This window comes from Nitrospirota bacterium, assembly GCA_004296885.1.
GTDB lineage: Bacteria > Nitrospirota > Nitrospiria > Nitrospirales > Nitrospiraceae > SYGV01.
Genome location: SCVN01000007.1, coordinates 191,745 through 216,119 on the forward strand (window position 1 = coordinate 191,745; position 24,375 = coordinate 216,119).

21 protein-coding genes, 1 tRNA gene and 1 pseudogene are annotated in these 24,375 nt (G+C 63.0%); 6 read left to right on the forward strand and 17 right to left on the reverse strand.

What is annotated here, in order from left to right; translation table 11 throughout:
* Positions 1 to 34: 34 nt before the first annotated feature.
* From EPO61_04390 to EPO61_04405, 4 genes are read right to left on the reverse strand one after another with little or no spacing between them, the layout of a single operon-like run.
* A complete protein-coding gene (locus EPO61_04390) occupies positions 35 to 1,618 on the reverse strand; it encodes a phenylalanine--tRNA ligase subunit alpha (GenBank protein ID TAJ09957.1) in 1,584 nt (527 codons plus the stop codon).
* On the reverse strand, positions 1,619 to 2,338 hold the full coding sequence (locus tag EPO61_04395; GenBank protein TAJ09958.1) for a ribulose-phosphate 3-epimerase: 720 nt from the start codon (positions 2,336 to 2,338) through the stop codon (positions 1,619 to 1,621).
* On the reverse strand, positions 2,338 to 3,699 hold the full coding sequence (gene rsmB, locus EPO61_04400) for a 16S rRNA (cytosine(967)-C(5))-methyltransferase RsmB (protein TAJ09959.1): 1,362 nt from the start codon (positions 3,697 to 3,699) through the stop codon (positions 2,338 to 2,340). The genes EPO61_04395 and rsmB overlap by 1 nt, the downstream gene beginning before the upstream one ends.
* Positions 3,696 to 4,664, reverse strand: coding sequence for a methionyl-tRNA formyltransferase (locus EPO61_04405; protein ID TAJ09960.1), 969 nt, complete (start codon positions 4,662 to 4,664; stop codon positions 3,696 to 3,698). Before EPO61_04405 ends, rsmB begins: the two co-directional genes overlap by 4 nt.
* A gap of 84 nt (positions 4,665 to 4,748) precedes the next feature.
* Between EPO61_04405 and EPO61_04410 the strand changes: the two genes are divergently transcribed.
* A tRNA-Met gene (locus EPO61_04410) sits at positions 4,749 to 4,825 on the forward strand.
* 153 nt (positions 4,826 to 4,978) lie between these two features.
* On the opposite strand, the gene EPO61_04415 is transcribed toward EPO61_04410, so the two are convergent.
* From EPO61_04415 to EPO61_04440, 6 genes are all read right to left on the reverse strand, one after another.
* The gene (locus tag EPO61_04415; GenBank protein TAJ09961.1) at positions 4,979 to 7,210 is read right to left on the reverse strand and encodes an NADP-dependent isocitrate dehydrogenase; all 2,232 of its coding nucleotides are present in this window, start codon (positions 7,208 to 7,210) and stop codon (positions 4,979 to 4,981) included.
* A 461-nt stretch (positions 7,211 to 7,671) separates the two neighbouring features.
* The gene (locus EPO61_04420; protein ID TAJ09962.1) at positions 7,672 to 8,376 is read right to left on the reverse strand and encodes an FHA domain-containing protein; all 705 of its coding nucleotides are present in this window, start codon (positions 8,374 to 8,376) and stop codon (positions 7,672 to 7,674) included.
* A gap of 45 nt (positions 8,377 to 8,421) precedes the next feature.
* Entirely contained in the window at positions 8,422 to 9,219 is a 798-nt protein-coding gene (locus EPO61_04425; GenBank protein TAJ09963.1) for a Stp1/IreP family PP2C-type Ser/Thr phosphatase, read from the reverse strand.
* A gap of 39 nt (positions 9,220 to 9,258) precedes the next feature.
* Positions 9,259 to 11,832: a CHASE2 domain-containing protein gene (locus tag EPO61_04430; protein ID TAJ09964.1), complete on the reverse strand. Its 2,574-nt coding sequence runs from the start codon at positions 11,830 to 11,832 to the stop codon at positions 9,259 to 9,261.
* 105 nt (positions 11,833 to 11,937) lie between these two features.
* Positions 11,938 to 13,269, reverse strand: a complete 1,332-nt coding sequence (locus EPO61_04435) for a DUF3393 domain-containing protein (protein ID TAJ09965.1) — start codon at positions 13,267 to 13,269, stop codon at positions 11,938 to 11,940.
* A gap of 28 nt (positions 13,270 to 13,297) precedes the next feature.
* Positions 13,298 to 13,936 carry a hypothetical protein gene (locus EPO61_04440; protein TAJ09966.1) on the reverse strand — a complete coding sequence of 213 codons (639 nt, stop codon included), beginning with the start codon at positions 13,934 to 13,936 and terminating at the stop codon, positions 13,298 to 13,300.
* Positions 13,937 to 14,143: 207 nt separating this feature from the next.
* Here EPO61_04440 and EPO61_04445 point away from each other — a divergent pair, with 207 nt between their 5' ends.
* Both EPO61_04445 and EPO61_04450 read left to right on the forward strand, forming a co-directional pair.
* Positions 14,144 to 15,112 carry an aldo/keto reductase gene (locus EPO61_04445; protein ID TAJ09967.1) on the forward strand — a complete coding sequence of 323 codons (969 nt, stop codon included), beginning with the start codon at positions 14,144 to 14,146 and terminating at the stop codon, positions 15,110 to 15,112.
* 21 nt (positions 15,113 to 15,133) lie between these two features.
* Positions 15,134 to 15,607: a peroxiredoxin gene (locus EPO61_04450; GenBank protein TAJ09968.1), complete on the forward strand. Its 474-nt coding sequence runs from the start codon at positions 15,134 to 15,136 to the stop codon at positions 15,605 to 15,607.
* Between the two features lie 57 nt (positions 15,608 to 15,664).
* Here EPO61_04450 and EPO61_04455 read toward each other — a convergent pair whose 3' ends face one another.
* The 4 genes and pseudogenes from EPO61_04455 to EPO61_04470 all read right to left on the reverse strand — a co-directional run bounded on the left by EPO61_04455 (position 15,665) and on the right by EPO61_04470 (position 18,652).
* A complete protein-coding gene (locus EPO61_04455; protein TAJ09969.1) occupies positions 15,665 to 16,333 on the reverse strand; it encodes an HNH endonuclease in 669 nt (222 codons plus the stop codon).
* Positions 16,334 to 16,424: 91 nt separating this feature from the next.
* Positions 16,425 to 17,414: a hypothetical protein gene (locus tag EPO61_04460; GenBank protein ID TAJ09970.1), complete on the reverse strand. Its 990-nt coding sequence runs from the start codon at positions 17,412 to 17,414 to the stop codon at positions 16,425 to 16,427.
* Complete coding sequence (locus EPO61_04465; GenBank protein ID TAJ09971.1) at positions 17,323 to 17,868, reverse strand: NUDIX hydrolase; 546 nt, start codon at positions 17,866 to 17,868, stop codon at positions 17,323 to 17,325. The genes EPO61_04460 and EPO61_04465 overlap by 92 nt, the downstream gene beginning before the upstream one ends.
* A pseudogene (locus EPO61_04470) lies at positions 17,865 to 18,652 on the reverse strand (hypothetical protein). Before EPO61_04470 ends, EPO61_04465 begins: the two are co-directional and overlap by 4 nt.
* A gap of 211 nt (positions 18,653 to 18,863) precedes the next feature.
* Between EPO61_04470 and EPO61_04475 the strand changes: the two are divergent.
* From EPO61_04475 to EPO61_04485, 3 genes are all read left to right on the forward strand, one after another.
* Positions 18,864 to 19,538 carry a PilZ domain-containing protein gene (locus EPO61_04475; protein ID TAJ09972.1) on the forward strand — a complete coding sequence of 225 codons (675 nt, stop codon included), beginning with the start codon at positions 18,864 to 18,866 and terminating at the stop codon, positions 19,536 to 19,538.
* Positions 19,539 to 19,679: 141 nt separating this feature from the next.
* Positions 19,680 to 20,825: a tetratricopeptide repeat protein gene (locus tag EPO61_04480; protein ID TAJ09973.1), complete on the forward strand. Its 1,146-nt coding sequence runs from the start codon at positions 19,680 to 19,682 to the stop codon at positions 20,823 to 20,825.
* Positions 20,826 to 20,904: 79 nt separating this feature from the next.
* A complete protein-coding gene (locus EPO61_04485) occupies positions 20,905 to 21,702 on the forward strand; it encodes a DUF2470 domain-containing protein (protein ID TAJ09974.1) in 798 nt (265 codons plus the stop codon).
* A gap of 2 nt (positions 21,703 to 21,704) precedes the next feature.
* On the opposite strand, the gene EPO61_04490 is transcribed toward EPO61_04485, so the two are convergent.
* The 3 genes from EPO61_04490 to EPO61_04500 all read right to left on the reverse strand — a co-directional run bounded on the left by EPO61_04490 (position 21,705) and on the right by EPO61_04500 (position 24,369).
* Entirely contained in the window at positions 21,705 to 22,532 is an 828-nt protein-coding gene (locus EPO61_04490; protein ID TAJ09975.1) for a metal ABC transporter permease, read from the reverse strand.
* 103 nt (positions 22,533 to 22,635) lie between these two features.
* Positions 22,636 to 23,421, reverse strand: a complete 786-nt coding sequence (locus tag EPO61_04495) for a metal ABC transporter ATP-binding protein (GenBank protein TAJ09976.1) — start codon at positions 23,419 to 23,421, stop codon at positions 22,636 to 22,638.
* A gap of 21 nt (positions 23,422 to 23,442) precedes the next feature.
* Complete coding sequence (locus EPO61_04500) at positions 23,443 to 24,369, reverse strand: zinc ABC transporter substrate-binding protein (protein TAJ09977.1); 927 nt, start codon at positions 24,367 to 24,369, stop codon at positions 23,443 to 23,445.
* Positions 24,370 to 24,375 lie beyond the last annotated feature (6 nt).

Below are 24,375 nucleotides of genomic sequence, written 5' to 3' on the forward strand. Positions count from 1 at the left end.
GAAAATACGCTTTCAGTGGTCGGCTGACAGCTCTTCAAAAATGTCCGCGCGTGGTCCGCAGCATGTCCAGATCGGTGGAGAACAGGTCGCGAATATCGTGGATACCCAGGGCCACCATGGCCATCCGGTCCAGCCCCAGCCCCCAGGCGATCACCGGCACCTCGACACCCAGCGGCAGCGTGACCTCCGGGCGAAACAACCCGGCCCCGCCCAGTTCCATCCAGCCCAGCTTGGGATGTCTGACATGAAGCTCGACGGACGGTTCGGTGAAAGGAAAGTACGCCGGCAGGAACCGGCTTTCCTTTGCCTGCGCCATTTCAACGGCAAACAAATTCAGCAGTCCCAGCAAGGTGCGAAAATTGATGTCCGGCCCCAGGACAATCCCTTCGACCTGAAAGAAATCGCAGGCGTGGGTCGCGTCCACCGCATCGTAGCGGAAGCAGCGGGCAATGGAAAAATACTTCCCCGGAACCGCAGGCCCGGATGCCAGCCGGTGCGCCGACACCGCCGTGCCCTGGCTTCGCAGCACCAGCCGCTTGGCCCGTTCGCGATCATAGTCATAGCCCCAGCCGGCGGATCCCGTGTCGCCGCCGTTCCGATGCGTCTCCGCCACACGTGAGAGGAAGGGCTCGGCGATCCCGCGCGCATGCGTGGGGTCTTTCACGAAATAGACATCGTGGATGGCCCGCGCCGGATGGAACTGCGGCATATATAACGTATCCATGTTCCAGAACTCGGTCTCGACCAGAGAGCCCCGCATTTCCTGGAACCCCATGCTGACCAGCTTGCGTTTGACCAGATCGAGAAACTCGCGGTAGGGATGCCGACGCCCAGCCGACAATCGCGGCGGCCGCAGGCTGATCGTATATTGCCGAAAACGTTTCGTCCGCCAGGACCCGTCCTTGAGCAGCTCCGGGGTGAGTTGCGAGACCTCGTCGCCCAGACCCTGGGTCGCAATCGTCTGCGCGGCTTCCTGCCCGGCCTGGGTCAATTGGTAGCGGCGCTCGACCCGGTCGTCGATCCGGAAGGGCTCGTTGGGATTGCCTCGCTTGACGGCGTAGTGCTCGATGACCCGGCGCAGAGGCTCCGGAAACGCGTGGAGCTCCCTGGGCGCGCCATGCAGATCCTTCAGCAAAGTACGCAAGGATTCGGACAAGGGGCTGGGCGCACCGGTGGCTTCCACGTGCCCACCCTGTACGATCCGAATCGCGCCTTCCTTCTTCAGACTCCCGACGGCCCCGCTCATTTCGCTGGGCTCCAATCCTTCGCGGGCCTGGAGGTCCTGGATGGTCATGCGCTTGCCGGTCTGCTTGGCGTCCCGGACCACCGACAGAATGCGTTCGATGGGGGCATATTTCTCGAAGTACCGTTCGCCCACCTTGCTCAATGACACGATCGGCGTGACGACTTCGGATTCCACCCGGAGCAACGCTTTCGCCAGCAGCCACTCTACGGCCATGCTGAGTTGGGAGGGCTCCAGGCCGGCGGCATGCCCGATATCTTCCTGGCGAAGAGGGCCAGGCTGGTGCGTCTGATGCTGGCCGAGTACGGTCAGCACCTTGACCTCAAGGGGATGGAGGCTGCCGATTTGAGAGGGAGTGTCCACCGGGTTGTCCAATCACGGCCGACGCGCCGGCCCGCCGGCCGGCGCCACGCCGGATGCAGGCGCCGTACGGTGCGAGGCCCGACGCAACGCGCCGATCACCGCGCCATAGTCCGCGCTGCAGAATATGGCCGAGCCGGAAACCAGGACGTCGGCTCCGGCCTCGATGATGCGCCCGGCGTTGTCGACCTTGACGCCGCCGTCCACCTCCAGCAAGGCGCCGCTGCCGGTCTGGTCGATGAGCTGCCGGGCTCTCGTAATTTTGTCCAGGACCGACGGGATGAACTGTTGCCCGCCGAACCCAGGATTGACCGACATGATCAACAGGAGGTCGGCCTCGCCGAGAATTTCCTCCACCGTCGCCAGCGAGGTCGCCGGATTCAGAGTCACCCCGGCCTTGACGCCCCGCTCCTTGATGGCCTGGACCGTGCGATGGAGATGCGGACAGGCCTCCACGTGGACCGTCAGGTAGGTCGCGCCGGCCTGCGCAAACTCGGCAATGAAGGCATCGGGGTTCGTCATCATCAGATGCACGTCCAGCGGAAGCTTCGTCACCTTGCGCAAGGCCTCGACGATCGGCGGCCCGACCGTCAGGTTGGGGACGAAGTGGCCATCCATGACGTCCACATGCAGCCAATCGGCGCCGGCCGCCTCCACACGGGCCACTTCCTCGGCCAAACGGGCAAAGTCCGCGGAGAGAATGGACGGAGCGATCCGCAGGGAAGGTCGTGCCATCAGGCACCAGCCTTTCGGAGCCGGGCGGCAAAGAATCCATCCATCGAGAACCGATTCACCGCCGTCGACAAGTCGCCTTGTTGGGTCATCAACTCCAAGCCGCTTGCCGGCAGGACAGCCGCAACCGACTCCCTGCGGAACTCCGCGTGCTTGCTCAGGAATTGATGGATCACGTCGAGAGTCTCCTCCGGCTCTGTGGAGCAGGTACTATAGACCAAGCAACCGCCGGGCCGCAAGAGACGGCACGCCGATTCCAGAAGCAGCAGCTGCCGCTTCTGGTGGGCAGGAAGCATCTCGGCATGCTTCTGCCACTTTCCCTCCGGATGACGTCGCAAGACGCCCAGCCCGCTGCAGGGAGCATCCAGCAAGATACGATCGAACGGCCGAGCGGCCGTCGGGTTTCCACGCGTCACATCTCCTGGAAGCGGGATGACGATCCGGACCCCGAGCCTTGCACAATTCTCCTGAAGCCGCCGCAATCGGTCCGGGCTTTGGTCCATAGCCACCACGTCGCCCCGATTCTCCATCAAAGCCGCCAGGGCCGTGGCCTTTCCTCCCGGCGCGGCACAGGCATCCAGAATCCGCTCACCAGGCTGCGGGGCCAGCAGTCCGGTCACCAACTGGGCCGCCTCGTCCTCGACGTAGAACAGCCCCTCGCCGAACTGGGGAATGTCGGTAATCGGCCCGCACTTATCCAGCACCAGGCCAAGCGGGCTGACCGACGTCGGGGCAACCTGGTAGCCGCTCAGCCGCAGGGCGTCGGCCAAGGCCTCGCGGGTGGTTCGCAGGCTGTTGACCCTGATCGTCAACGGCGGAATCGTCAGGGTGGCTTGGCAAAGTTGCTCCGCTTGGGCCAGGCCGAAGCGTGCCGCCCATCGCTCGGCGAGCCAGGCGGGACACGCATAGCGAACGGAGAGAAACGTTGCGGGCTCCTTGTCGTAATCGGGCCAAGCTGGGGCCGGCTCCCGGATCAAACTGCGGAGCACCGCGTTGGCAAAACCGGCCCATCGCGTTCCTATTCCAGGCTGGGCTTTGACGAGAGCTACTGATTCGTTGACCGCGGCGGACTGAGGAATCCGGTCGAGATAGAGCAGTTGGTAGGCCGCCAGGCGCAGGGCCGCTTGCACAGGATGGGGCAGGCGCCGGATCGGTCGGTCCGCCACGTGATCAAGCCGCCAGTCGAGGGTCAGGCGATGCCGGAGCACCCCATAGACCAGTTCCACCGCGAGCGCCCGGTCGCGGGTATCCAGCGAGGCTCGGCTCACGCTCTGGTCGAGCGCATCGTCGGCATAGACGCGCGCGCGGTCGACGGCCAGCAGCGTTTCCAACGCCGCCGCTCTCGCCCCTTTCATCGGTTTCATGAGGGCACAGTCGGTGGAGGAGATCCGAACCGGAGGCCCGGCTCAAGCGCATGACCGGCCAGGTATTGGGCCACGGACATCCGCCGGCTGTTGGCCGGCTGAACCTCCGTGACGCGCAACAGCCCCATGCCGGTTTGCACGAGCAGCGCATCTTTTCCGACGGCCACGATGTCGCCGGGAACGGACGACGGGCCGGCCCCTGAGGCAGCCGGCGCAACGGCCTCGGCCTTCCAGAGACTCCAGCGATCCTGATCAAGATACGTATAGGCACCGGGCCAGGGCGACAACCCGCGCACCCGGTTGGCCATCGCAGCGGCCGGCAAGGTCCAGTCGAGCAATCCATCCTCCTTCTTCAGCAACGGCGCCATCGAGGCCCGGCTGGAGTCCTGTAGACAGGGAGTCAGGTTTCCCGCTTTGAGGCGACGGAGGGTTTCAATCAGCAGTCGCCCCCCGACCGCCGCCAGCTTGACCGACAGGGAGCCGGCCGTGTCGTCCGGGGCAATGGGCACCGGCTCCTGCAGCAGAATCGCGCCCGTATCCATCCCCTCGTCCATCAACATGGTCGTGATCCCGGTTTCACGCTCCCCGTTGATGACGGCCCACTGGATCGGTCCGGCGCCGCGATACTTGGGCAGAAGCGACGCGTGGACATTGACGCAGCCTTTGGGGGGCAGATCGAGAATCATCTTGGGCAGAATGCGCCCGAACGCCGCCACCACAATCAGGTCCGGCTGCCAGGCCTTCAGCGCATCCAGAAAGACAGGGTCTTTCATTTTCAGCGGCTGCAGGATCGGAATCTGCGCGCGCTGGCCGACAAGCTTCACGGGAGACAGAGCCAGGGCCTGCCCTCGCCCCTTCGGGCGATCCGGCTGCGTCACCACCCCCACGACGTCGTCCGGCGAATGCAGCAGCGCGTCCAGCGACGGCACGGCGAACTCCGGCGTGCCCATGAAGACGATACGCATGGGGCTGTGTTAACACGCCATCGGCGCGAAATCAACGACCGGCCCTACCTTGACTTCGCTTCAACCGCTTTGTTAGTATCCGGCCGCGGGGTGGAGCAGCCTGGTAGCTCGTTGGGCTCATAACCCAAAGGTCAGAGGTTCAAATCCTCTCCCCGCAACCACCCTTCTCCCAATTCAATCAACAACTTCTCGCGGTCGGCTGGGTCTTCGGACGGACCCGCTAAGGGCTCACGAAAACAAAAAGCCTGAGGCAGAAGAATTCTTCTGCCTCAGGCTTTTTCGAAAACGTCACAGACCTGTCGCGATTCGTTCCTTTAGGCGATCGCGTCCACGATCGCATTCAAGGTTGGGCTTGGTCTCATCGCCTTTGACGCCTTTGCGTCATCGGGATGATAGTACCCGCCGACATCGACCGGCTTGCCTTGGGCGCCGAGCAATTCGGCCGAGATCTTGGCTTCATTGTCCGCCATATCCTTCGCAATCTTGGCAAACCGCGCCGCCAGATTCTTGTCCTGCGTCTGCTGGGCCAAGGCTTGCGCCCAATACAGCGCCAGATAGAAATGGCTTCCGCGGTTATCGATCTCACCGACTTTACGGGCCGGCGACTTGTTGCTCTCCAGGAACTTGGCGTTGGCCTGATCGAGCGTATCCGCCAAAATCTTTGCGGCTTGGTTGCTTGCGACCTTGGCAAGATGTTCCAACGACGCAGCCAGCGCCAGGAATTCACCCAGCGAATCCCAGCGCAGGTACCCTTCTTCCTGGAACTGCTGCACATGCTTTGGGGCAGACCCTCCTGCGCCGGTCTCGAAGAGGCCGCCGCCGTTCAGCAGCGGAACGATCGAGAGCATCTTGGCGCTGGTCCCGATTTCGAGAATCGGGAACAGGTCCGTGAGATAGTCGCGCAACACGTTCCCCGTCACGGAGATCGTGTCTTTCCCTTCCTTGATCCGCTCCAACGAGAGGCGCGTCGCATCGGCTGGAGTCATGATTCGAATGTCGAGGCCCTGCGTGTCGTGCTCTTTCAAGTAGCGTTCGACCTTCGTGATTAATTGCGCATCGTGCGCTCTGGTCTTGTCCAACCAGAAAATCGCCGGGGCTCCGGTGGCCTTCGCACGAGTCACCGCCAGTTTAACCCAGTCCCGAATCGGCGCGTCCTTGACCTGGCACATGCGCCAGATATCGCCTTCCTCGACTTTATGCTCCAACAAGGTCCTTCCGGACGCACCCACCACACGGATCGTGCCGTTGCCCGGCGCCTTGAAGGTCTTATCATGCGAGCCGTATTCCTCCGCCGCCTGCGCCATGAGCCCCACGTTGGGCACGCTGCCCATCGTCTTCGGATCAAGAGCGCCGTGTTTTTTGCAGAACTCAACAACCTCGTGATAGACCGGGGCGTAACTGGCATCGGGAATCACGCACTTGGTGTCCTGCAACTTGCCGTCCGGGCCCCACATTTTTCCGCTGTCGCGGATGACCGGCGGCATGGAAGCATCGATGATAATATCGCTGGGCACATGTAGGTTGGTGATCCCTTTGTCGGAATTCACCATCGCCATGGGGGGCCGTTTCTTGTAGACCTCTTGGATGTCGGCTTCGATCGCCTTGCGCTGATCGTCCGGCAAGGTTTTGATCTTGGCGTAGAGATCGCCGAGACCGTTGTCCGGGTCCACGCCCAGCCTTTTGAGCGTCTCACCGTGCTTCTCGAACACATCCTTGAAATACACCGTCACGGCATGACCGAATATCTTGGGATCCGAGACCTTCATCATGGTGGCTTTCAGATGGATCGAGAACAACACGCCCTGCTTTTTGGCGTCTTCCATCTGCGCCTCGAGGAATTCGCGCAAGGCGCGGCGGCTCATGTAGGTGGCGTCGATGACTTCGCCCGCCTGAAGAACGAGTTTGGGCTTGAGCACCGTGGTCTTGCCGTCCTGGCCGACGAACTCAATGCGCGCGTCAGTGGCCTCGGTGAGCGTGACCGATTTCTCGTTGGAATAGAAATCCCCGCCCTCCATATGGACCACGTGCGTCTTGGAGTCCGGACTCCAGGCTCCCATCCTATGCGGATGCTTCCTGGTATGGGCCTTCACGGAGAGCGGCGCGCGGCGATCGGAGTTGCCTTCGCGCAGAACCGGGTTGACGGCACTGCCCTTCACTCTGTCGTAGCGGGCCTTGATGTCCTTCTCTTTATCGTCTTTGGGATTTTCAGGATACTCGGGAAGCTTGTAGCCCTGGCTCTGCAATTCCTTGATGGCCGCATTCAACTGGGGAAGCGAGGCGCTGATGTTCGGCAGCTTGATGATATTCGCTTCCGGCGTCTTGGCCAGTTCGCCCAATTCCGTCAACGCGTCAGGCTGCTTCTGCCCCGGCGTCAGATATTCGGGGAACACGGCGAGAATACGGCCCGCCAATGAAATATCCCGCAACTCAACCGACACGCCAGCCGCCTTGCTGAAGGCGTTGATGATCGGTAGAAACGAATAGGTCGCCAGCATAGGCGCTTCATCGGTCTTTGTATAAATGATTTTGGATGCTTTTGCTGTCATGTTGTTCCCCACGTGAGTGATAACGATTGACCCGAGAGTCGGTTAGGATAATGGATTCTCCGTTTTCTTGTCAACATGCAGACGTGCCGACAGGTTTCATGCCCATCCGCCTAAACAGCACTGCTGGCGCGGCGTTTATGGCGATTCATGGCGTAAACAATTGAATGCCCCACGCATCCGGCAGGCCTCCCGGACTTGACCGGGAAGAGCCGACGCACCCTGGCAAGCTCGTGATCGCTCACGCGGCGGTGCTCTCACCAGGGCGCACCTTCACCGGCAGGATTGCGGCGGCCGCTCCTTGACATTCCAACCCTGGAGTGTCTGCTTAGGGGTAAGGTCGGCCTGTACTCGACGTAGCCTGAGGCATCGAACGGCGAGTGGGGGATTGCGAACGCCGGCGCGAAACCGGTTCCGGTCAAAGGCCTGCGAAGAGAAGCGGACTCCGGTTTTCCAGAACCTGATCAATCCTTCAACAAGAACGACATCTTTACGCCCGCGACTTCCAGCAGATCCCCGTCTTTCAGATCGGCCCGGCCGTGAATCGGCGTACCGTTGACCAGGACCTTCTTGCCGTCTTCCGAGAGGCTGATGTTGTAGCCGTCCGGCCGGCGGCTGATCATGGCCGCCACCTTCGGGGCAAACCAGCCGGTGAGCTTGACCGTGGCGCCGTCCTGCGACCCGATCAGCACGATCCGGCCGGTGAGCTGGTACTCCTTTTTATCCGTGCCGCCTGAGAGGACCTGCAAGACCCCGAACCGTTCCTTGGGTTTGGGCTGCGTGGTCTGCTCGGCTTTGAGCAATTCCCGCTGCCGCTGCGTATCCAGGATCATCGTCTTGTCCGTGTCCACGGCCGGCGCGGGCGGCGGCGCCATGCCCTTCGCCTCGTCTTCATAGAGCAGCACGTGCTTGCCGATCGTGACCCGGTCCCCGTCCTTCAACTGGCGCTTGTCGATCTTCTTCTCATTGACGAAGGTGCCGTTGGTGCTGCCCAGGTCTTCGAGAAAATAGACCGCCTGCACGCGGGACAGCTTGGCATGGTGCCCGGACACGGCCGGATTGTCGATGACCACGTCGTTGTCGGGCTTCCGGCCGATCGTGAGTTGTTCGCGATCCAGCGGCACGTCTTTGATCACCGCCTCGTTGAACTTCACAATGATCTTTGGCATACCCTCTTCACCTCACCTGGCCCCATGAACGTGTGACGCCATCCGTCATCCCCAGACCCGATGCCAGAGCCCCCGCAACCCGCTTTCACGCAGGGCGATCAGCACGACGGTCGTATTATCCTCTCCTCCCGCGGCATTAGCCAGCGCCACCAACCGTTCGGCCGCGGCCTGCGGCGTCGCCCCGTTACGCACCTCCTGCAAAATCTCATCCGGTTTGACCCCCCGTGTCAACCCGTCCGAGCAGAGCAGCAGCACATCGTGCACCCCCAGGGGCAGCTCGTCGAGCGCGACCTCCACCGTTTCCTCGACGCCCAGGGCCCGCGTGACGATGTTCTTCTGAGGCGACCGCTCGGCCTCCTCCTCGGTCAGCAAGCCGCGACGGACCTGTTCCGCCACCAGCGAATGGTCTTCGGTCAGGGGCTGGATGCCGCCGCCGCGGATCAAATACAGCCGGCTGTCCCCGATGTGCGCGACGGACAGCAGTTGCCCCGTGATCAGCGCGGCCACCACGGTCGTCCCCATGCCGGCCTGCTCGGACTGGCTCTGCGCCGCCCCGTGCACCACTTGATTGGCCAAACGAAGCGCGCTCGCCAGCCGGTTGGTCTGCGGCGAGAAGCTGGCATCCATCGGCCCGATCATCGGCAACGACGCATTCTGTCTGGCGTCACGGATATGCTGTTGGATCACTTCCACCGCGAGACGACTCGCCACCTCCCCCGCGTTGCGCCCGCCCATGCCGTCACAGACCAGGTAAAGGCCCAGTTCGGGAGCGGTACAAAAACTATCCTCGTTATGGCCCCGCTTGAGGCCGACGTCCGTCTTAGCTCCGAACCGACTTTCCATGGCTGCCGCCTATCCGATCCTCTCGCGCGTGCGCCCGTGCTAGAGCCCCTGGAGGCACCCCCGTATATCTCGGGCCATCTCACTCCCACGCTGGTACCGCAAAGTAACGTCCTTTTGCAAGGCCCGGTCGATCACCGCCTGACAGGAAGCCGGCAAGTCGGGCCGGATCTTGGCCGGCGACTGGTGGGGCTGATTCGCGATCTGGAACAGGAGGGTGGCCACGCTGTCGGCTTGGAACGGCTTTTCGCCGGTCAGCAACTCGAACAGGACCACTCCCAACGAGAACAAGTCGGACCGGCCGTCCACCTTGGTGCCGGCCAGCTGCTCCGGAGACATGTAATTGGGCGTGCCCAGCACCACGCCGGTCTGGGTCTTGGAGGAGGCCGCGATCCGCGCAATGCCGAAGTCGGTCACTTTCGGCGTCCCGTCCTTCATCAGCATGATGTTCGCGGGTTTGATGTCCCGATGCACGATCCCCTGATGGTGCGCATAGTCCAGCGCATCCGCCACTTTGGCTACGATCTCCAGGGTGCGCGGCAGCGGCAGCAGATTGTCCTTCCGGCAATGGTCCTTCAGATCCGTCCCCTCCAGGACCTCCATGGCGATGAAGCCCAGCTCCTGCTCCTCGCCCGCATCGTAAATCGTAACGATGTTCGGATGGGAGAGCCGGCCGGCCGATTCGGCCTCACGGAAGAACCGCTCCTTGACCTCGGCCAACTGCTCCGTCTCCACTTCGTCCAGACGCATGGTCTTGATCGCGACGGACCGCTGGATCTTGGGGTCCTTGCCGAGATAGACGACGCCCATGGCGCCGCGGCCCAACTCTCTGACAACCTCGTACCGGCCCAACGTCGGCTTAACCCCGCTTCCCTCCAGGATGACGGTCCCTTCGGCCCCGCCTTTCTTGAGGCCGCCCGATCCGAAGATCATGGTCTCGCCTGCCTCTTTCAGACGCCGCCTGCGCTCCTCGACGTCTTTGAACCGGCGATCCTTGGTCTGAATGTGCTCGTAGACGGCCACGGCCTTATTGAACATGCGCTTGCGTTCGAAGTCGAGGGCGAGGTTGTAGAGGAGCCCCATCACGGCCTCGTCCAGCGGGCACTTGCGGAATTTTTCGAAGGCCAGGTCCAGCATGCCCTGCCCTTGGAACGAGAGACCCAGCGTTTTATTGCTTTCGATGCTGTCCGCTTCCGCCAGTTCCTGCCGCCGTTCGCTGAGCAGGAAGCGTGTGGCGACGACGCCCGCATAGCCCAGACCCAACAACAGGCAAGCCGGCAGGACGGAGACCACAGCACCGGACATCGCAAAGAGCGCCGCGGCTGTGCCGGCAAGAATTAGGATTGCGGCTCCGGTCGCGATGCCGCCCCACCTGACGCTCAGCCGCGGCAAGCCCGCGACGAGAACCGCGCCGGACAACAGCAGGGCCAAGAGTTCGAACGGACCGGCCCACACAGGGACGGAGATGAAGCGCTGATCCAGAAGGTTTTGCGCCACGCTGGCCACCACCTCGATGCCGGGGACCGAGGCCGAGAACGGCGTGACGTGGCGGTCGGCCAGGCCATCCGCCACGGGGCCCAGCAGAACCAGCTTGTTGCGGAACGTCCCCGGCAGGGCCTCTCCCGAGAGGACCGCATGCGCCGGGACGGTCTTGAAGACATGGTCCGCGCGGGCGAAGCCGACCGGCAGCCGCAGCCAGGGGTCCGTGGGAATCTGGAGCGGGCCGAGCGACACCTGGCCGCCCAGCTGCACCTGTACCTTGCCGGGTGGGACGTTCAAAAATGCGCCGACCGCCCGCAGGGCGAACGAGGGGAAGACGTGCCCGTGGTATTCTACCAACAGCGGCTCGCGGCGCACCACGCCGTCTTCGTCCGGGTGCAGATTGACGTGGCCGACGGCCATCCCTTCGTGCTGAAAGATCGGGAGAGGCGGCGTGAGCCGCCGGGCCTCGGTCGGCGGGAAGACGTTCCGGTCCTGCGGATTGCCGATGGCGTCCATGGCATTGGCCAGAATCGGCGCCGGGGGATCGTTGGCCTCCGCGCCCAGCGGGGGGCCGATCTCGAACACCATCGGCAGCACCACCTGGGGCGCCCGGTCGAGCGAGGCGGCCAGCTTGGCATCGTGGTCCAGACGGGTTTCGGCCTCGGTCAGATCTTGCAGCAGCGCGGTGTATATCTCCTGCGCCCGAAGATCCGCCTCGGCCGGTTTCTTGGCCGCCTCCAACTCCGACGCCACGGCCTGGGCTTGCAGCGCCAGCTCTTTTTTGAGCCCGCGTATTTCCTGCAAGCCTTGCGTCTGGTCCGGTTCGGACAGGGCAAAATCCACGCCGATCACCGTAGCGCCGCTTTCGCGCAGAATGTCGATCAGCTCTCCCATGGTGGATCGGGGCCAGGGCCAGCGACCGACCCGCGTCAGGCTGTCGTCGTCGACGCCGACGATCACGATCTGGTCCGACGGTTGCGCGGATGCACGCAAGGGGAGACGCAGGTCGTAGGTGAGATAGTCGAGGTTGCGCAGGACCGACCAGTCGGCCAGGTAGCCGACGACGAACAGGAGGGTGAGGACCCCTCCGATGACCCGCTCGGAGAGCAGGTGTTTGGACGATGCGACGCTCATGGCCTCATCCAAGACTGGCCGTGGCAAGTCCAGCCAGAGTAGTCAAACGGCCCATGCAAGTCAAATAAAGCGCGAAGTTACAGGAGGCGAGAAAGACTGGGCCGGTTACGGTCGCCCAAGAGGTTGAACCGGAGCCTGAGGTTGGGCCGGCGGAAGGTCGGCATAGAGTTCCATCCGATCCCGCACTTGCCTGAGGTAGAGCCTGGTATCCTCCGGAGCCCGCTGCGCCAGGAGGCTGAGCACTTGCGTGTCGGTCAGGTCCTGGATCCGCACTTGCTTGAGCACCTTGTTCTGGACGTTGGCCGGCCCCCATTTATAGGCGCAGATCAAGAGGGAGGTTTGCTTGTCCCCGGCCTCCAATCCCCCGACAAGCTGCTTCCGCAGGAGACGCAAATAGGCGGCACCCAACTCGACGTTGTGGGCCGGGTCCAGGAGATACTCATCGTCCAGCACCCGATCTTCTTTGTAGAGAAAGTTGTAGGCGTCCCGCGCCGCCGCGCGGGGCACCAACTGCATCAGCCCGTAGGTCGGCGAGGGGGACTGGGCCCGGGGATTGAAAAACGATTCCGTATGGATCACCGCATAGAGCAAGCGCGGATCGAGGCCGTGTTGTTTTGCGTACGGCGGCACCACGTCCTGATATTGCAAGGCGCGCCGCTTGATGTGGTCGGGGGTCATCGCGATCTTGGCCGTGATCTTCACGCGCGCGACCCCATCCCGCGATTCCACCGGCTTCTGCTCGACCACCGCGGCGGGCAGAACCTCGTCCTGCACGTAGGCCTTAACGGTCTGCCGATCGACCGGCTTCCCCTCGCGGGTCACAACTTGGCCGGCCAGCGCCATACGGCCAGGCGCAGCTTCCTGGTCGAAGACCCGCTCGAACTGGTGGAGGAGCCGGGTCCAGGACGCGGGCAAGGCGGTCAGCCGCATCTGCGCCTGGTCCGGGAGCGGCGCCAGCAACGCCGGCACCGCCCGCAACCCATCCAGAGTCAGGCCGACTTTGGTCAGGGACAAGAACCAGGCCGGCTGCACGGCGCTGACTTCGGCGAGAGGCACGAGCGCCACGACCTCGACCGTCCCCTGCTCGAAATCCACGATGCTGCGGGCCTCATGCGTCTGGGAATAGTCCACCCAATCCTTCGGGGTGGACCGCAACGCCCGGTCCCACTTCTGCTCGATGGTCTGCTTGGTCTGATCCCAGCGGGCCTCGATCTCCCGTTCCCGTTGCTTCCACTGAGTCTCCATGGCCTGCCGCTTGCCCCGATACTCCTCGTGGAGGCCGCGGAGCGCATCCTCTCCCTGCTGCTGCCGCTCTTGAAACCGCCGGTCGATTTCCTGAAACGGGTCGGCGGCACGGACAGGGCCTGGAGCCAGCTCCCCCGCCGTGATCCCCATGATGACTCCGATCGCCAGCATCCGCCGCCACAATTGTGTCATCGCATACTCCCCGCGTACCGGGCCTCGCTCAAATGCCGAACAGCCGTTTCAGCTTGTCGATCTCGACCGGATCGTATTTCTTCCGAATTTCCAATTCCTTCTTCAGCGCCGACACTTGTTCGGACAGTTCAAGAAAATCCTTGATCCAGTTGCCTGGCACAAAGGCTTTGATATCGGTGGACTTGTAGGTCGGACCATAGGGCGTCTGCTCCTCGATCAGGTCGATCGTCAGGAGCGTTGCGCCGGCGTCATGACAGAAGGAGAGGAGCATGGACGCGGGACACCCCGTCGTCAGACCTTCGGAGACCCGTTTGCGGCAAATGATATAGCCGCGACTGTTCTGATCGAAGCGGAGGAACTCTCCTTCGCAACCCTCGGTCCCGACCGGCGGGGGAACCGACGCCTCATCCGCCGGCGCCTCGCGTGCCGACTCGCCGCCGGCCGTCTCGGAAGCAACCTTCTCCCAATGAGGCGAGCTTCGGACTTGTTCGTACATGTCCAGCAGCCGCCGGCTCAGTTCCAGGCTGCGGGCAAGAGCCTTACGTTGTTCCACTTGAGCATGGATGTTCCCGGTCATTTCCCGCAAGTCCTGCTCCAGGCGGCGGAGCCGCGCATCGAGTGCCCGGCGGAGCGAGATAAGGTCGTGAAATTTCTGTTCGTCGTCCATGGGTCCATCACAAAGACGGCGAGGCGCTCAAAGTCCAGGGCCGGCCGCGACTGGGTTCCAGCTTAGCATTGAGATGCATGACGCACAACTCCGCCACGACATTCGACCGAGCCACCGGCGGCCCACGTATGGGTGGCGGTTGCACGTCAAGGAACGTCCAGGTACAGTACCTCCGCAACAGGGCGGGGAGCCTGTCGAGGAGGGCACATGCAGTATCGGCGGTTGGGGAAAACGGGCTGGCAGATCTCCGAGGTCGGCTTCGGCGCCTGGGGCATCGGCGGCACCTTTTGGATCGGCGCCCAGGACCAGGAATCCCTGTCGGCCCTCCACGCATCCATCGACGCGGGGCTGAATTTCATCGACACGGCCCTGGTCTATGGCGACGGGCACAGCGAAGCCCTCGTGGGCCAGGTGGTCCGGTCCCGCAAGGAACGTCTCTACGTCGCCACCAAAGTTCCTCCGAAAAATCTTCACTGGCCGGCCTTGCCGGACGATACGGTCGAGACGGCCTTCCCGCCTGCCCACATCATCGACTGTACCGAGCAGAGCCTGAAGAACCTCAAACTCGACTGCATCGACTTGCAGCAGTTGCACGTCTGGCGGGACGAGTGGATGGAAGACCAACGTTGGCTGGAAGCGTTGCTGACGCTCAAGAGCCAGGGAAAGATTCGAGCGATCGGGGTGTCCATCAACGACCATGAGCCGGACTCGGCGCTCCGCCTGGTCGCCAGCGGCCTGATCGATTCCGTGCAGGTGATCTACAACATTTTCGACCAGTCCCCGAACCGTGCGCTACTCCCTGCCTGCCTCAAGCATGACGTCGGCGTGCTGGCCCGCTGTCCCTTCGACGAGGGGGGCCTGACCGGCAAGATCACCCCCGAGACGATCTTTCCCGCAGGCGACTGGCGCAACGACTACTTCAAGGACGACCGCAAGGCCCAGGTCGCCGAGCATGTCGAGCCGATCAAGCGACTACTCGGCCCCGAAGCGAAGACGCTGCCGGAACTGGCGCTCCGCTATTGCCTGGCCCATCCGGCGGTGAGTACGGTCATCCCCGGCATGCGCACCCAGGCCAACGTACGAGCGAACTGTTCCTGGTCGGACGGGCGGCGCTTAAGCGAGGGACTCGTGAAGACCCTCCAGGCCCATGCCTGGGAGAGAAACTTTTACGACTGATCGAAATCCGGTGAGGTGGTGATGGGCTATCTGAAGGTTGGGGAACAGGCGCCGGATTTTACCGCGAAAACCGGAACGGGCGAAACGGTCTCGCTTCATTCCCTGCGCGGCACACAGGTCGTGCTGTACTTCTATCCGAAGGACGACACGTCGGGCTGCACGATCGAAGCCTGCGGGTTTCGGGACGCCACAACCTCATTGGAACAGGCAGGGGCGGTGGTGCTGGGCGTCAGCCGGGACGGACAGGCTTCCCATCAATCGTTCAGCCAAAAATTCAACCTGCCGTTCCGTCTGCTTTGCGACGAAGACGGGACGATCGAACGGGCCTACGGAACCCACTGGCCGGTCCTGAGCTGTTTGCCGGTCATCGGCCGCTTGATCGGTTCCAAGCGCAAGACTTTCGTCATCGACGCAACCGGCCGCCTCAAAGCCATCTTCCCTAACGTCAACGTGCAGGGACACGTCGAAGAGGTATTAGCCACGCTGCGGAGCTAAAAACGGGCTGCCACTACGGATCAGCTGCGACCAAAGGCTGGCGACTGGATACCAACGTTAGACGACAGGTGATTCAGTCGCCAAAAACTTTAGAAGTTCTTCCTGTGCTTTCGTGATCTGTGGCTGGGCGTCCTTGATACGCCTGGGTGCCTCGTTGACACCTTCCGCCCACGAATTCGAGCCTTTCGGGTGCCGCCAAGCGCTATCGACAATCTGGCTCGCCGCATCCATTGCGACATAGGCGTCAAGAACCGCCTCGCGAATCTCGTCGCGAAGAATGGCAATTGAGCCCACTTCGATGGCGCGCCGGAGTTGGGCGTCATGGAATCTTGCGCCTTGATCTTGCACGTTTGGTCTGGCTGCGACCTTGCCGTTAAGCGCTAACTCATCAATCAAAGCCTGCAATGGGCCTACATCTGCTGCCCGGTGCACCGAAACGAGCACATCTGGGCGCTCATCACAGATCTTGAGCCACTGTTCTTTGTGCTGGCGTAGCTCGTCGGGAAGAAACTTTCGACCCCGAGGGTGCTGGTCGTTGTAACTGTGAATCTCAGCATGACACTCGAAACACACCGGAATGGCATTTTCAATGTCATCGCTGCCGCCCTGCTCCTTGGGCACAATGTGGTCTGTCTCAATCTTTATGCCACAGAAGCGGTGGCACACGCAGCACCGTCTGTGGCATCGCGCCAAGAGTTTGGACACTAAGTCTCGAGGAAAGGCCATTGGCAACTATTCCTTTTACTGTATAGGTACGGGGCCTTTTAGCACTTTGCAAGATATTTTCAGGCGTCCGAAGCCTGACCACAGCGACCTGCTATCTACCTATTTCAGACAGCGGTTCCTTAGTCACACAAATCGCCCCGCGCGGATTGGCGTCCAGTTGATTGGCCGCGGCCAGTTCCTCCCTTGGCGGCGATGTCGTACATTCCGGCGTGGTGACCAGGCCCCAATGTTGGTTGTCGCGGCAGATATTGCTCAGGACCATGGCTTCGGCATTGTGGAAGAGCAGGATGCCGCTGAGCATGTTGTCGCGGCAGACGTTGCGGACCAGGTCCGGCTGCGTACCCTCGTCCCGGACGGCGAGCCCGAAGTGGTGGTTCTCGAAACAGTGGTTCTGGGCGAGGTAGGGGCGGGCACCGGCGAATGAAAAGATGCCGGACTCGCGGTTGTGGCAGACTTCGTTGTCGATCAACGTGGGCCGGCAGTCCGGCCCGTAGATGACCACCCCGGACAGAATGCCTTCGGTCGCGCGGCAGGCGGCGATGGTGCAAGTGCTGTCCAGAATGTTCATCGCGGAATTCTGGTCGCTGCCGACGTAGCGGAAGGTGATCCCGCTGATGCGGCCGTTGGGCACCCGCTGCAGATAGAGGGGCCCGCCGCGCCGGCTGAAGATCTGCACGACGTCGCGCCCGGCTCCGATCAGCAGGATCGGCCGCTCCGACACGAAGAGCTTGTCCTCATACCGTCCCGGCCTGATAAAAACCTGATCCTCCGGCCCTGCCTCATTGACCGCCGCGCTGGGACGGGGATAGGCCGCAGGATCGACCGCGTCCACGATGAGCGTCCGGCCGCCGTTGGGATTGGGTGGAGGTTCTTGCAGAATGGGCTGGGCCTGAGGCGGCTGGTCAGGGGAGCCGGGGCGAGGCGCCTTCTCGGAATCACCCGCAGATCCATTCGCCATGCTCTGGCCTCGGGCCGGGAAATTCCGGCTATTACTCGAAAGGAATGCGACGGTCCACGACGCCGACTTGCAGTTGATACTGTCCCCTGCGGCGATCTTCCACGTATCGGGCCAGCGCTTCATGAATGACCGGGAAAGCGAGGCGATCCCAGGGCACCTTGTCCCAGGGAAACAATTGCACATCCAGACTTTCCATGCCGGCGCCGAATTCCAAGTTGCGGAGCGTTCCCCGGAACACGAGATAGACCTGGCTCACGTGGGGCAGGCTGAGCAGGGCATAGAGCGAGGTGATCTCCACGGAGGCCTTGGCTTCTTCCAGCGTCTCGCGGGCCGCAGCCTGGGCTGTGTCCTCGCCGGCCTCCATGAAGCCGGCGGGAAAGGTCCAGAAGCCGATGCGCGGCTCGATGGCCCGCCGGCAGAGGAGAATCTGATCTTCCCATTCGGGAATGCAGCCGGCGACGATCTTGGGATTTTGGTAATGGATCGTCTGGCAGGCATCGCACACATGGCGGGGCAGGTTGTCCCCCGGAGGCACTTTGAGTACGACAGGACGGCCACAGTGGCTGCAATAGTTCATGGCCGACTCATATCCGATCCGCCGCCATGGTCCAAGAACTCCTGCAAGGCCTTGGGCGAGGGTTTCGCAAAGGTGGCGGCCCGGCTGACCTCCGTGCCGTTAAGCCGGCGGAGGGTCACCGCCAGCTCGGCCATCTTGGCCAGCACCGCCAGGCCGTTCAGCACCACCGCCTGCCCGACGGTGAACTGCGCGACGCGGGAGAAGAGGAGCATCGGCAGGCCCCCGGCCGGGATGATCACTTCCACGCCATCGTCCACCAACGGCTGGGCCTGCTCCTTGAATTGTTGGAGGATGCGCTCGAACGCACCTGCGTCCGTGAAGGCTCGGTTGAGTTCTTCCGGGTCGGTCGTCAGGGCCTTGACCGCCACCACCCGCTCCGTCAGTCCATAGCGGGCGATCTGCTCTTCGTGAAAGGGAATAAAGACCGGGTTGATGGTCACCAGCGCGATCTTCCTCCCCAACAGGCAGGCATAGAGCATGGTCGTCTCGCCCAGACCCAGGACCGGGATATCCACCGTCGCCCTGGCTTCATAGAGCCCCCGTCCTGGAAATGTCCGATGGCGAAGGCGTCGTAGCCCTGTTGCTGCGCCGTGACGGCATTGCGCACCACCTGCGCGGCGCAGCGAAACTCCGTGATGCGGTGCAGCTCGAGATCGGGCGGCGTGATCCCGTGAATCTCGTAGCTGGCCTCCGGGCCGGCGCAGGCCGTCAGCGCTCTCCGCAGATCGCGGACATACCCCGTCTGCTGGTTGGGGTCGACGAAACTCTGATACCAAATTTTCATTGGACGGCTCATCGCAGCTCCGCGGCCTAGGTCCGGCAGGCAGGAAGCGGTCACCGGGGAACGGCAGCCCCTTCGAGACTGTGTACCACAAACCCCCGCCGCCGGTCACTGGCTCCTGCCCGATTCAAGTTTTTCGGCCATTCGACCGCTAGGCCTCTATATCTACCCATGTCACATGGGTCATTGAGCTCGGGCGAGGGGGCGCCTGCGCATGAATTCTTTTGTCTCGCATCTCAGAGTTCATCATTCTCGGGAACAGCCGGCGGCCCACCGGGATGCCCGGCAACCGGAGCCCAGGATGCTGCGCGACCGCCGGGCGCATCCGCGTCTGGCCGTCTCCTTTCCCCTCGAATTCGGGGTCCTGCCCTGGTTCAGGCACTGGCTGTTGCGCCCGACCTATCAGACAACGCGCAGCCTGGATCGCAACCCAACCGGCAGCCTGGCCGTGCCGGACCCGGAACCCTGGTCCCATCCCTATCTGGCCGTGGCCCGATACCTGGGCAAGCTGCTGTTTATCAACGGGACCCGCTGCTGGGACGGCGAAGGGCAGATTGCCTCCGCCAACGGGCTGGACCTCAGCCAAAGCGGACTCCGCATGACCACTGCCTATCCGCTCTGGCTGGGTGCGTCGCTCCATTTGCGCGTGCCGGCCAGCGAACTGGCCCCCTTTGGATACACCGTGCTGGGAAAAGTCATGCGCGTGGCGAAAACCGATCGGGACGAGGTGGAAGCCGGCGTGGCCTTTACCGGCATTCATCCGTCGGACAGCCATGAGCTTCCCCGCTTCCTCCTGACCCCGCTGCCAAAACTGGCCGCCCTGCGCCGACAGGAACGGTATGTTCCCCGGCCCCAGGCCGACGAGCCGGTGGGAATCGGAGCACCCTGAGCCAGCCATAGGTCCCCGCAGGACTTCCGTCGGGCAGAGGTACCAAGATCGGCTGCGCCTCGCTATGCTCTGGTACTCGCCCGCTAGAGGAGAATCGGCCCCGGTCTTGCCTTCTGACGCCGGCAGACATACACTCGCGCCATGCGACTCCTCTTCATCCTGACCGTGGTCCTGGCCCTCCAGGGCTGTCAGACGGCTCCGGAACCGGTCGATACCCCGGCGACACGCGCCGCCAAGGCCATGGCCCTCGCGGCGGCCGCGAAGGAGGCATACGAGCATCGGGAATTCGCCCAAGCGATCGAGCAGGCCAGGCGCGGGCTCCAGTTGGACGAGACCTCCCTGGATTCATTGTATTGGCTCGGGGCCTCCCTGTTTGCGAGCAATCAGGAGGAGGAAGCCTTTACGACCAACAAACGGTTCGTCGAGCTTGGGGCCGCCCGCCCCGACCGGCAAGGCCAGTTGGCACAGGCTTACGACAGATTGGGATGGATCAGCTTTCGGAAAGGCCGCACGGACGAAGCGGCCAAATATTTTTCCCTGGCGATCGAACGGGCCCCGGCCCTCGCCCACGCCCTGGACGGGCGAGGACAGATCGCCTACTTAAAGAAGGACTATCCCGCCGCCGTCCGGGACTTCTCCAGGGCGTTGGAACTGGGGTCCACAGCGCATCAAATTGCGGTGGAATCCCGTGGGCTGGCCTATTATTGGATGGGCAATTTTGCCAAGGCTTTACCGGACCTGAAAGCCGCGTTCGAATCCACCGGAGCCGATCGGAGGACTGATCGGAAGGACTTGCTGCGGGCCAGAGCCTTCTGTCACCTGGCGCTGGGGGAACAGGAGGCGGCCACGAATCTCTTTACCCGCGGGACGGACTTCAGCGAGGAAGAACGCCGCTACAACCTCGCCGTGATCACCTATCTCACGGGAGACAAGGAGTTGGCCTTGCGCCAGGCCGGTAAGCGCACCGGCATCATTGTCAAAGAAGCCAAGCTCAACGCCGCGATCATTGCCCGTGTGGACAAGGTGGCCACGGGCAGCCCCGCCGAGAAAGCCGGCGTCCAGGTCGGCGACGAGATCACAATGGCCAACGGCATCCCGGTTTCGAATCTCGAGCAGTATCGCGAGGTGATGCGCTCCATCCCCCCCGGCACCAAGTTCACGCTCAGCATCGTCCGGAACGGGGCCAAACGGGATCTCGGTCTGACGATGGGCGACGCCGAGTACGTCATCAAGTCGGACCCCTACCTGGCCCCGCTCCTGGCCAAGCCGTTACGATCCAAAAATTAGCCGTCGCGAGTCTTCCGTCAGTCCTTCTTCAGAAAAGACCGTCCCGTTCCGACAAGGACAAGAAGGAGCAAGAAGTCCCATGGCTCAGCCCAAGACCCACGAACATAGCAGCCCGGCCCGCGGCTCTTCCGAACCAGAAGTTCCGGAGCCTTCGCTGGCCGAGCGGGCGCGAACCCTCATGCACCTGGGCCCGATCGGGAGCCTCTGCACCCTGTCGCAAAAACAACCGGGCTGGCCTTTCGGTTCGATCATGCCCTACGCCCTGGACGGCCAGGGACAGCCGATCTTTCTGATCAGCACCATGGCCATGCACACGAAGAATCTCCTGGCCGATGCCCGCGCCAGCCTCCTCGTCGCACAGCCGGAAGCCGCAGGCGATCCGTTGGGCGCGGCCCGCGTCACGGTGATGGGGCAGGTGGCTCGGGTGCCCAAGGACGAGAGCGACGCCGCACGGCAGGCCTATCTGGCCCGCCATGCGAACGCGAGCTACTGGGTGGATTTCGGCGATTTCGGGTTCTACCGCATGGCCATCGTGGATGTGTATTACGTCGGCGGGTTCGGTGTGATGGGCTGGGTTTCCGCCGACGACTACCGACGAGCTTCGGTAGACCCGCTGGCCGACCAGGCATCAGGCCTCATGCAACGGATGAACGCCGAGCGGGCCGCGGACCTGCTGGATCTGGCCCGGGGCTCCGGCTACGCCCAGGCGGAGGAAGCCAGGCTGACGGCGATGGACCGGCTGGGTTTCCACCTGCGTCTGCGTACGGGAGAGCGGGTACAAGGGGTGCGCATCGCCTTCCCCCGAGCCGTCACCGGCGGGCAGGAGGCCGAACAGATGTTGGGAGAGATGATCCGGCAGGCAAGGGCCAAGGCTTAGACTTAATGCGCGGCGGCGGGCGCCCGCCGGACCCGTTTGGGCGAGAAAAAGACCGACAAGAAAAAGACCGTGGTGGCCAGCAGCACGATGGCCGGGCCTGACGGCAAGTCCCACCAGTAGGAGACCATCACTCCTCCCACGGCGCAGACCGTCCCGATCAGCACCGCATAGATCGTCATCTGCCTCAGACTGTGCGTCAGCTGGTAGGCCGTGGAGGCGGGGATCAAGACCATGGCGAAGACCAGAATGGCCCCGACGGTCTTGAGCGAGATGACCACCGTCAGCGCGATGAGCGTCAGGAGCAGGTAAAAGATCCGGCGCGCCGGCACGCCCGAGGCTTCGGCCATGTCCTGGTCGAACGCGATGAAGTACAGTTCCTTGGCAAAGACGACAATCACCCCGACGACCAGCAGGCTCAGCAGCCCGATCACGCGCAGCTCCTCCGGCGTCACCGAGAGCACGCTGCCGAACAGGTAGCCGTAGACTTCCGCGTTGTAGCCCTTCATCAGTCCGATGAACAGGATCGCCAGGGCCATCGTGGCCGTATAGAGAATCCCGATCGACACGTCCAGCTTCATCCGCCCCTGCTCTTCCATGACTCCCGTGATCCACACGGTCGCCAGGCCGAACACGATGGCCAGCGGCAGCGGCGAGACGCCGAGCAGGTAGGCCAGCGCCACCCCGGCAAAGGCCGCGTGGGCCGTGCCGGCCCCGATGAACGCCAGCCCCCGCAAGACAACGAACACGCCGATGACCGAGCAGACCGCTCCCACCAGCGCCGCCGCCAGCAACGACCGCTGCATGAAATCGTATGTGAGCATCTCGATCATGAAGTTATCAGTGAATCGTGAAAGGTGAATGGGCAGAAGAGAAGCCCCATTAACATCGTTCTTCTTTTTCTCTGCTCACCATTCACTGTTTACCATTCACTATTCAGTGGTGGTGGTGATAGTCTTCCACAATAATCAGGTCCTTCTCCGTGATCACGAGTTCCTTGCCATAGACCTGCTGCAGCACATCCTGGCGCAGGACTTCCGCCGGCGGGCCGGCCGCATAAAGACGGGTTTTCAGCAACACCAGCCGATCTACGTAGGACCGGATCATGTTGATGTCGTGGGTGATCAGGAGGACGGTCAGCTTCAAATCCCGGTGCAAGTGCCGGATGAGATCCAACACCGCGTGCTGCGTGGTGATGTCGATGCCGGTGGTCGGCTCGTCCAGGAGCAACACTTGCGGCTGCTGCGCGAGCGCCCGCGCAATCAGGACCCGCTGCTGCTGCCCGCCCGAGAGGTGCCCCAACGCACTGTCCCGGTGATCCTGCATGCCCACCTGTTCCAACGCGTGCAACGCGATCTCCCGATCCTGTTTTCCCGGCCGCGTGAAGAGGCCCAGCGCGCCGTAACGGCCCATCATGACCGCCTCCAACACCGTGATGGGAAAGTTCCGGTCCAGCACGCCCTTCTGCGGCAGGTACCCGATGCGGGCCCGGTGGTGGCAGCGCAGTTCCTGGCAGGCGCAGTCGAAAATCTGGAGGTGGCCGGAGCGCGGCGGCAAGAGGCCCAGGACCGCCCGGCAGAGCGTGGTTTTGCCGGAGCCGTTCGGACCGATCACGCCCACGAATTCCCCGTCGGCGATCTCCAGCGAAATGTCCTCCAGCGCGGTGACGCCGGGGAAGCCGAAGGTCGCGTGGGAGAACCGGATGATCGGAGTCGCCATCATGGGGTCCGCGGATGGAGCCGACTAGGGCTGGGCCAGCGCATGAGCCAATTGCCGGCCATTATACCCCAGCATCTCGAGATAGGTCGCCGTGCCGGGCAATCCGCCGGACAGCGGCGTCAAGACCACCACTCGCACGCCGGTCTCGCGCGCCAGGACCTCGGGAATCTTTTGATTCAACTGCGGCTCGGAGACGACGACGCGAATCCTGTCTTTTCGGATTTCCGCGATCAATTCCTGGATATGATGGGCCGAAGGTTCCGCGCCGGCCTGCGTGACGATCTCGCCGGCGATCGTGAGTCCGAACCGCCGCGCGAAATAGGGCCAGGCCGGATGGTGCACGATGATCCGCCGCTCGGGCACCTGCCGGAACCGCTCGGTCAACTCGGCCTGCAACTGCTCGATTTGACGGACGTAGGCGGCCTCATTGCGCCGATACTCGGCGGCATGGGCCGGATCCACCAGGCTGAAGGCATCGGCAAGGTGCCGAATCATGACCTTGGCATTGTCCGGGTCCAACCAGACATGAGGATTTCCGGATGGGTGCCGATCATCATGGGCCTGCCGAGTTCCCGCGTGAGCCTCGCCCCCCTGGATCAGCTCGATCCCCTCGGAGGTCGTCACCACCAGCAAGCCGGCGTTGCCGGAATTCTTCACGAGCGACGCCACCCACACTTCCAGCCCGATGCCGACTTGTAGCAGAAGACGCGCCTTGCGAAGCGCGATCAAGTCGCTCGGCTTCGGCGAATAGCTGTGCTCGCTCTCGAGACCGGAAATCAAGGACAGGACCCGAACGTGAGCGCCCCCGACCTGCTCCGCCCAGTCCTTCAGGACCGGGATGGTGACGACGACCGGCAGCGGCTCTTCCGCCCATGACGGCACGCTTGCCCCCAGCAGAAGGCAGGCCGCAAGCATCCAGGCGCGGTTCGTAATTGCAAACGGTTTGCGCATGGGCGG